This is a genomic window from Streptomyces sp. NPDC054796, assembly GCF_053611545.1.
The window spans coordinates 1-7,961 of record NZ_JBSHAO010000119.1; the positions used below are offsets into that span (position 1 = coordinate 1).

Genomic DNA, 7,961 nt, shown 5'->3' on the forward strand with positions numbered 1-7,961 from the left:
GCCCGGCGGTTACGTACCGCCGGGCCGCGCCTTTCTCGCGGGGCGTGGCGCTACGGCCGCGTCGCGCGCCCCGCGTGCGGCGTGCGGTCCCGCTCCGGGTGCTCGACGGGGAAGCCATCGGCGGCGTGGTCCGGCCGCCGCTCCGCGGTCCGGCGCGACAGCGGGCTCGGCCACCAGAGGCGGGGGCCGACGTCCAGGGCCAGGGCCGGGACCAGCACCGTGCGGACGAGGAAGGTGTCCAGCAGCACTCCGACGCCGACCAGCACGCCCATCTGGGCCATGGTCACCAGGGGCAGCGACGCGATCACGCCGAAGGTGGCCGCCAGGACGATGCCCGCCGAGCTGATGACGCCTCCCGTGGTGGCCAGGCCCGTCAGCACGCCCCCGGCGTGGCCTCGGGCCGCGACCTCCTCGCGCACCCGCGTCATCAGGAAGATGTTGTAGTCGATGCCCAGTGCCACCAGGAACACGAAGCCCATCAGGGGGATGGACCAGTCGGTGCCCGCGAAGCCGAGTACGTGCGTGAAGAGCAGGTGCGAGGCGCCGAGGGCACCGAAGTAGGAGAGCACCACGGTGGCCAGCAGGAGTACCGGTGCCACCAGGGAGCGCAGCAGCCAGATCAGCACCAGCAGCACCACGAGCAGGACGGCCGGGATGACCGTCGTCAGATCGCGGCCCGCCGCGCGCTGGGTGTCCAGGGCCTCGGCCGTGGTGCCGCCGACGAGCGCGTCGGCGCCCTCGACCCGGTGGACCTCGGTACGCAGCCGGTCGACGGTCTCCTTGGCCGCCGCGCTGTCCGGCGCGTCCCGCAGGACGACGGAGAGCGTGGTCAGCGAGCCGTCCCCGCTGCGCCCCTCGTCCCCCGCGTCCCCCTTGCGGGCCGATTCGACGCCGGGGACGCGCGAGGCGGCGCGTGCGACGGCGTCGGCCTCCTCCGTACGGGTGACGACGGTCGCCGGGTCGGAGGAGCCGGAGGGGAAGTGCGCGGAGATCCGCTCCTGGGCCACGACGGACTCGGGCTTGTCCTGGTACATCTCCTCCTGGGTGAGGCCCATGGAGATGCCGCTTGCGCTGAGCGCGAGGACGGCGGTGACGCCGATGGACATCAGCCACGACCAGCGCGGACGGCGGGCGATGGCCGCGCCGACCCGGGCCCAGACGGTGCGGGCCTCGCGCGGCTCGGTGCCGTACCTGGGCACGAAGGGCCAGAACACCCAGCGCCCGGTGACCACCAGCAGCGCGGGCAGCACCGTGACCATGGCGAGGAACGCACAGACGACGCCCACGGCGCCGACAAGGCCCAGCGAGCGCGACGAGTTGATGTCCGCCAGGGCCAGGCAGCCGAGGCCGACGGCGATCGTGCCCGCCGAGGCCAGCACGGCGGGCCCCGAGCGGCGCAGGGCGAGGCGCATGGCGGCGTGCCGGTCCTCGTGGCGGTGCAGTTCCTCGCGGTAGCGGGCGATGAGGAGCAGCGCGTAGTCCGTACCGACGCCGAAGACCAGCACCATGAGGATGCCCGCGCTCTGCGGGTCGACGGGCAGGCCCGCGTACCTCGCGAGCAGATACGTGCCCGCCTGCGTGAGGACGGCGGCGAAGCCGACCGCGAACACGGGGAAGAGCCACAGCAGCGGGCTGCGGTAGGTGAGCAGCAGCAGGACGGTGACGACGGCGCCCGTGGCCAGCATCAGGGCCTCGTCGAGATCGCTGAAGACCTCGACGGAGTCCATGAGCGAACCCGCGGGGCCGCCGGCCGCCACGTCGAGTCCGGGCGGGGCGTTGGCGGAGACGGTGGCGCGGACGCGTTCGACGGTGTTGCCCAGCTCGTCCTCGTGGGCCAGCGGGACGATGAGCATCAGGGCCTCGCCGTCCTCGGAGGGGACGGGGCCCGTGGCGCGCGCGTCCCCGGCGACGGCTCCGGCGAGGGCGCGGCGGTCGTCGGCGGCCTTCGCGCGGTCGGCGGCGGTGACGGGGGCGCCGTCGCGGGAGTAGACCACGACGACGGGCATGACCTCGTCGTCCCCGCGGAACCTCTCCAGCTCCGTGTTGACCTTCGCGGACTCGGTGCCGCGCGGGAGGAAGGCGTTGGCGCCGCTCTCCTCGACCTCGCCGAGCTTGCCCGCGAGGGGGCCGAGCGCGAGGGTCAGCAGCAGCCAGGCCGCCAGGACGAGCCACTTGGTGCGCCGCCCGCCGGGTGCCGCCGCGATACGGGCGGCGAGGCGGGCGGCGGGGCGGCGGGGCGCGGTGGGAGGGCGGGGCGCGGTGGGAGGGCGCTTACGGGGCACGGGCCCGGATGCGGGCATGGGTAGTCTCCCTGGTGTGAGTGCGGGTTCTGCGACGGCCTCGCGGGACGTGGAGCGCTCATGAGTACGGCCGGGAGTTGCCGCTCCCGGCCGTACGCGCGCGCCTGGTGCGTGCGTGTGCGTACGGCTCGCGTACGCACACGGGTCACTCGATCTCGCGCATCATCTTCTCCATCGAGGTGAGGGACTTACGGGTCTCCGTCAGCTCCTCGATGCTGCGGCGGTGCAGCTCGACGTTGTCCTCCAGGAGCTGCGCGTACTTGCCGGCCAGGCGCTTGTACTGCTCCTCGCGGGCCGCCAGCATCCGGGCGCGCCACGTCGCGGCTATCTGCCAGACGAGCACGATCATCAGGGCGAAGACACCGGCGGTGCCCAGCCCTGCGGCCCAGACCCCTGCCGGGTCGGCCGCGCTGGTGACCGCGTCGGCGGCCAGTTGTCCGTTCACGTCGCTTCCTCTTTCTCCTGCTCCTGCTCCTGCTCCTGCGGCACGTCCGGTGTGCGCGGTGCCTGGGGGTCCTGCTGCGGTGCGTGCGGCGCCTGGTGCTGCGGCGCCTGCGGATCGCTGAGGGTGCGGGCCGCTTCGGCGATGGCGGCGGGGGACAGCTCGTACGTGAAGGGCACCACGTCGAAGAACTTCATCGCCTTGCCGTCCTCGGACAGTTCGAGGGAGCCGACGACGAGTCCGGCCGCCTCCAGCCGCTGGAGGTGCATGTGCAGCAGCGGGCGGCTCATGCCGATCTCGCGGGCGAGGCGGCTGACGTAGTTCCGGCCCTCGCTCAGCGCGGCGACTATCCGCAGCCGGTGCGGATTGCCGAGCGCGGCGAGGACCTTGAGCAGTTCGTCCCCCGCCGGGGTCTCGATCGCGCTCATCGCGACCCCTCTCGTTCTCGGGTGTAAGCCCAAGCTGACAGGCGCCGGAGGGGGCGTAAAGAAAAGCTGACACATGTCGGGGACAGGTCAGGGTTCTCCCCTAAAAGGGGCAGGGTCGAGGGGGAGCGCCAAGGGGGGATTATGGGGGGTAAGGGGAGGTCAGCGCTTCCGCTTGGGCTTGTTCCGCTTCCGCGCTGAGGGGTTGCCCGTACGCGCGGCGCGCAGGCGCTCGTGGCGGGCCAGCGCCTCCTCGTACTCGGCGCGGCGCAGGCGCTCGCCCGGCGCCTCGACGAAGGTGCGCAGGGCGTAGGCGAGGAGGACGCCGATGAAGCCGATGGCCTTGACGCTGCGCAGGGAGGAGTCGGGGGTCGCGGGCCCGGACTCGTCGGCGCGCCGGGAGTAGGCGCCGAGGGTGCGCGAGAAGGCGAGCGAGCTGCACACGGCGAAGGCGACGACGATCATGATGCTGACCCAGCCGCCGACCTCCGCGATGGCCAGCCCCTCGTAGGCGAACCGCAGCACGAGGGCGCCCACCGCTGCGGCGAGCAGCGCGCCGAGGGCGAGGGCCGCGCGGCGCAGCGCGTAGCCGCCGGAGTGGTCGACCCACGTCGTGCCGTAGAAGCGCAGCGGCTCGGGCCGGGGCGCCTGGGGGTCGCGGGCGTCCTGGGCGTCGCGGCGGTCCTCGGGGGTGGCTGCGTCGCGCGGCTCCGCTTCACGCGGCTCTTCGTTGCTGGGCACGGGTCCGATTATCCACAGCACGGGGCCCGCACCAGTCGCCCGGTGCGGGCCCCACGGAGAAACGTCCGGCGTCAGCCGCCGATCTGGCCCAGGTCGCGGACCGCGCCCTTGTCGGCGCTGGTGGCCATGGCCGCGTACGCGCGCAGCGCCGTCGAGACCTTGCGCTCGCGGTCCGCGGGCGCGTAGACGCCGCCCAGGGCCGCCTCGCGCTCGGCCAGCACCTCGTCGGAGACGCACAGCTCGATGGTGCGGTTGGGGATGTCGATGGAGATCTCGTCGCCCTGCTCGACCAGCGCGATCTTGCCGCCGCCCGCCGCCTCCGGCGAGACGTGGCCGATCGACAGGCCCGAGGTGCCGCCGGAGAAGCGGCCGTCGGTGATCAGGGCGCACGCCTTGCCCAGGCCACGCCCCTTGAGGAAGGACGTCGGGTACAGCATCTCCTGCATGCCGGGGCCGCCCTTGGGGCCCTCGTAGCGGATGACGACGACGTCGCCCTCCTTGACCTGCTTCTTCAGGATGGCGTCGACCGCCTGCTCCTGGGAGTCCACGACGACGGCGGGGCCCCGGAAGGTGAGGATCGACTCGTCGACGCCCGCCGTCTTCACGACGCAGCCGTTCTCGGCGAGGTTGCCGTAGAGGACGGCCAGGCCGCCCTCCTTCGAGTAGGCGTGCTCGACGTCGCGGATGCAGCCGCCCTCCGCGTCCGTGTCCAGCGTCGCCCAGCGCTCGGACTGCGAGAAGGCGGTCGCGGAGCGCACACAGCCGGGGGCCGCGTGGAACAGCTCGGTGGCCTCGGCCGACGGGGAGCCGCCGCGGATGTCCCAGTTCTTCAGCCAGTCGGCCAGCGAAGGCGAGTGCACGGAGTGCACGTCCTCGTTCAGCAGGCCGCCGCGGTACAGCTCGCCGAGGATGGCGGGGATGCCGCCCGCGCGGTGCACGTCCTCCATGTAGTACGTGCCGCCGGGCGCGACGTTCGGCGCGACCTTGGACAGGCAGGGCAGGGCCCGCGAGAGCTGGTCGATGTCGTACATCGTGAAGTCGAGACCGGCCTCCTGGGCCGCCGCCAGCAGGTGCAGGATCGTGTTCGTCGAACCGCCCATGGCGATGTCCAGTGCCATGGCGTTCTCGAAGGCGGCGCGGCCCGCGACGTTGCGGGGCAGGACGGTCTCGTCGTCCTGACCGTAGTAGCGCTCGGCGAGCCGGACGACGGTGCGGCCCGCGTCCTCGTACAGCGCCTTGCGCGCGGTGTGGGTGGCCAGCACCGAGCCGTTGCCGGGGAGGGCCAGGCCCATGGCCTCGGTCAGGCAGTTCATCGAGTTGGCCGTGAACATGCCGGAGCAGGAGCCGCACGTCGGACAGGCGTTGTCCTCGATACGCAGCAGGTCCTCGTCCGAGACGCTGTCGTTCGCGGAGTCCGAGATGGCGGTGATCAGGTCCAGCTTCCGGACCTCGCCGTTGACGAGCGTGGCCTGCCCTGACTCCATCGGGCCGCCAGAGACGAAGACCGTGGGGATGTTCAGGCGCATCGCGGCCATCAGCATCCCGGGCGTGATCTTGTCGCAGTTGGAGATGCAGATCAGCGCGTCGGCGCAGTGGGCCTCGGTCATGTACTCGACCGAGTCCGCGATCAGATCGCGGGACGGCAGCGAGTACAGCATGCCGCCGTGGCCCATCGCGATGCCGTCGTCGACGGCGATCGTGTTGAACTCGCGCGGGATGCCCCCGGCCTCCTTCACCGCTTCACTCACGATCCGGCCGACGGGCTGGAGGTGGGTGTGGCCCGGCACGAACTCCGTGAAGCTGTTGGCCACCGCGATGATCGGCTTGCCGAAGTCCTCACGCGCTACGCCCGACGCCTGCATGAGGGCTCGGGCGCCCGCCATATTGCGGCCGTGGGTGACGGTGCGGGACCTCAGCTCGGGCATGGCTGCTCCACTCCCTTGTGTGCCGTGGGCGGGTGGGTGCGCCGCGTATGGCGGTGCGCCGCGCCACGTGTGTCAGTGCTGCCAGTGGCCTTCGAGCGTACGCCCAGCGGACCAAGATCTGGACACAGGGACCGGATAATGAGACACACCGCTCACTCTCCGGGCAATTCCCCTCTCGTCCTCGTGGGTCCCGGATGGGGCTACGGGCGGGGCTACGGGTGGGGCGCGGCGCCCGTGAGGTGGCTCTGCACGACGGGCGCGAGGCGGCCGATCAACTCCTCGGACGGCGCTGACGCGATCGGCTCCAGCTTGATCACGTAGCGCAGCATCACCACACCCACGAGCTGTGACACCGCCAGCTCCACGCGGAGCGTCGCGTCAGGGCCCGCCACCTCGTCCGCCACGCGCGAGACCAGCTGGCGCGTGATGAGTCCGCGCAGGATGCCCGCTGCGGTCTCGTTGCTGACGGCCGAGCGCATGATGGCCAGCAGCGGCTCCCGCGTGAGCGCGTTCTCCCAGATCCCGAACGCGAAACGGACCAGCCGCTCGCCCACGTCCTCCCGGTTCTCGGAGACGACGATCTCGGGGATGGGGAGCGCGGGGGCGAAGGCGCCCTCGACGGCCGCCGTGAAGACCTGCTCCTTGGTACCGAAGTAGTGGTGCACCAGCGCCGGGTCCACCTCGGCGCCGCGCGCGATCGCGCGGATCGACGCCTTGTCGTAGCCCCGGTCGGCGAACTCCGCGCGGGCCGAGCCGAGGATGCGCTCACGCGTGCCGGGCTCGCCCTCGACGCGCTCCGCGGCGGCGGGGCGACCGCGCTTGCGGGGGCTGCGGGGGGCGGGCCCCGGTGTCATGACCGGCTCTCGCCGTGGGGCGGGCCGTGACGGGGGCCGGGCGTCGACGCCGACGCCGCGAGGTGGAGCCGGGTGAACGCCAGCGCCTCCGCGAGATCCTCCTCACGCTCGGCCGCCGACATGGCACGGCGCGTGTTGACCTCGACGACGACGTGACCGTCGAACCCGTTCGTCCCCAGCCGCCCCAGCAGCTCGGCGCAGGGCTGCTTGCCGCGGCCCGGCACCAGGTGCTCGTCCTTGTTGGAGCCGTTGCCGTCGGCGATGTGGACATGGCCGAGCCGGTCGCCCATGCGGTCCAGCATCGCGAGGGTGTCCGTGCGGGACGTCGCGGTGTGGGACAGGTCGATCGTGAAGTGGCGGTAGTCGTCCTGGGTGGGGTCCCAGTCCGGCGCGTACGCCATCATCTCGCGGTCGCGGTAGCGCCACGGGTACATGTTCTCGACGGCGAACCGCACGTCCGTCTCGTCCGCCATGCGCCACACGCCGCGCACGAACTCGCGCGCGTACGAGCGCTGCCACCGGAACGGCGGGTGCACGACGACCGTGGACGCGCCCAGGCGCTCCGCCGCCGAGCGGGCACGCTGGAGCTTGACCCACGGGTCCGTGGACCAGACGCGCTGCGTGATCAGCAGGCACGGGGCGTGTACGGCGAGGACGGGGACGCCGTGGAAGTCGGAGAGGCGGCGCAGGGCCTCGATGTCCTGGCTGACGGGGTCGGTCCACACCATGACCTCGACGCCGTCGTAGCCGAGTCGTGCGGCGATCTCGAAGGCCGTCGCGGTTGACTCCGGATACACGGAGGCTGTCGAGAGGGCGACCTTCGCGGCGGGCACGGATGCTGGAGGGACCACGACAGACAGCCTAGAACCCCCCGACCCCCGGAACCGGAGCGGACCCCCTTCGCGGGGTGCGCAAGGAAACACAGGGTTGCCCCTTCACCGTGGTGTGCCCCTTCACGGGGTGCGGGGTGAAGGCCACACGGGGTGCCCGTTTCTCGCAGGGGTGCGCCTTGCCTGGTGCCTCTTGGGGTTTCGTTCGCGTGTTGGGGGCCGGTGGCACGGGTTGTGCCCACCCGTCCCGCCAGCGGGACGATTGCCCACAACATTTGCCGTGCCGCCGCCCTGCGGTACGGGTCCGGTGCGGGCCGGTGGCTTCGGCGCGGCGTGTGGTGACGGTGCGACGCGGCTGGCGCCGCGTGATTCATGGCTCGGACCGTGGATATGGGGCCCGTGTGTGGTGGGGGTCGGCGCCGCGCCGGGGTGTCTCCTCGGGCG

At 72.4% G+C, this 7,961-nt stretch carries 7 protein-coding genes; all 7 read right to left on the reverse strand.

The window, feature by feature from the left end; genetic code table 11:
- Positions 1-50: 50 nt before the first annotated feature.
- The 7 genes from ACWGJ2_RS39730 to ACWGJ2_RS39760 all read right to left on the reverse strand — a co-directional run bounded on the left by ACWGJ2_RS39730 (position 51) and on the right by ACWGJ2_RS39760 (position 7,538).
- The gene (locus tag ACWGJ2_RS39730; protein WP_453351284.1) at positions 51-2,300 is read right to left on the reverse strand and encodes an MMPL family transporter; all 2,250 of its coding nucleotides are present in this window, start codon (positions 2,298-2,300) and stop codon (positions 51-53) included.
- Positions 2,301-2,445: 145 nt separating this feature from the next.
- Positions 2,446-2,649 (reverse strand): hypothetical protein, encoded by a 204-nt coding sequence (locus ACWGJ2_RS39735; protein ID WP_453351290.1) that lies wholly within the window; start codon positions 2,647-2,649, stop codon positions 2,446-2,448.
- A gap of 92 nt (positions 2,650-2,741) precedes the next feature.
- A complete protein-coding gene (locus tag ACWGJ2_RS39740; protein ID WP_453351285.1) occupies positions 2,742-3,170 on the reverse strand; it encodes an ArsR/SmtB family transcription factor in 429 nt (142 codons plus the stop codon).
- 159 nt (positions 3,171-3,329) lie between these two features.
- Positions 3,330-3,908: a hypothetical protein gene (locus tag ACWGJ2_RS39745; RefSeq protein WP_453351286.1), complete on the reverse strand. Its 579-nt coding sequence runs from the start codon at positions 3,906-3,908 to the stop codon at positions 3,330-3,332.
- Positions 3,909-3,979: 71 nt separating this feature from the next.
- Entirely contained in the window at positions 3,980-5,833 is a 1,854-nt protein-coding gene (ilvD, locus tag ACWGJ2_RS39750) for a dihydroxy-acid dehydratase (protein WP_453351287.1), read from the reverse strand.
- A 212-nt stretch (positions 5,834-6,045) separates the two neighbouring features.
- The gene (locus ACWGJ2_RS39755; RefSeq protein ID WP_453351288.1) at positions 6,046-6,687 is read right to left on the reverse strand and encodes a TetR/AcrR family transcriptional regulator; all 642 of its coding nucleotides are present in this window, start codon (positions 6,685-6,687) and stop codon (positions 6,046-6,048) included.
- Positions 6,684-7,538, reverse strand: coding sequence for a sugar phosphate isomerase/epimerase family protein (locus ACWGJ2_RS39760; protein WP_453351289.1), 855 nt, complete (start codon positions 7,536-7,538; stop codon positions 6,684-6,686). The genes ACWGJ2_RS39755 and ACWGJ2_RS39760 overlap by 4 nt, the downstream gene beginning before the upstream one ends.
- Between the last annotated feature and the right edge of the window lie 423 nt (positions 7,539-7,961).

Coding starts and splice junctions, on each gene's coding strand:
- ACWGJ2_RS39730 (WP_453351284.1), bottom strand. CDS start 2,300: ATGCCCGCATCCGGGCCCGTGCCCCGTAAGCGCCCTCCCACCGCGCCC.
- ACWGJ2_RS39735 (WP_453351290.1), bottom strand. CDS start 2,649: ATGATCGTGCTCGTCTGGCAGATAGCCGCGACGTGGCGCGCCCGGATG.
- ACWGJ2_RS39740 (WP_453351285.1), bottom strand. CDS start 3,170: ATGAGCGCGATCGAGACCCCGGCGGGGGACGAACTGCTCAAGGTCCTC.
- ilvD (WP_453351287.1), bottom strand. CDS start 5,833: ATGCCCGAGCTGAGGTCCCGCACCGTCACCCACGGCCGCAATATGGCG.
- ACWGJ2_RS39755 (WP_453351288.1), bottom strand. CDS start 6,687: ATGACACCGGGGCCCGCCCCCCGCAGCCCCCGCAAGCGCGGTCGCCCC.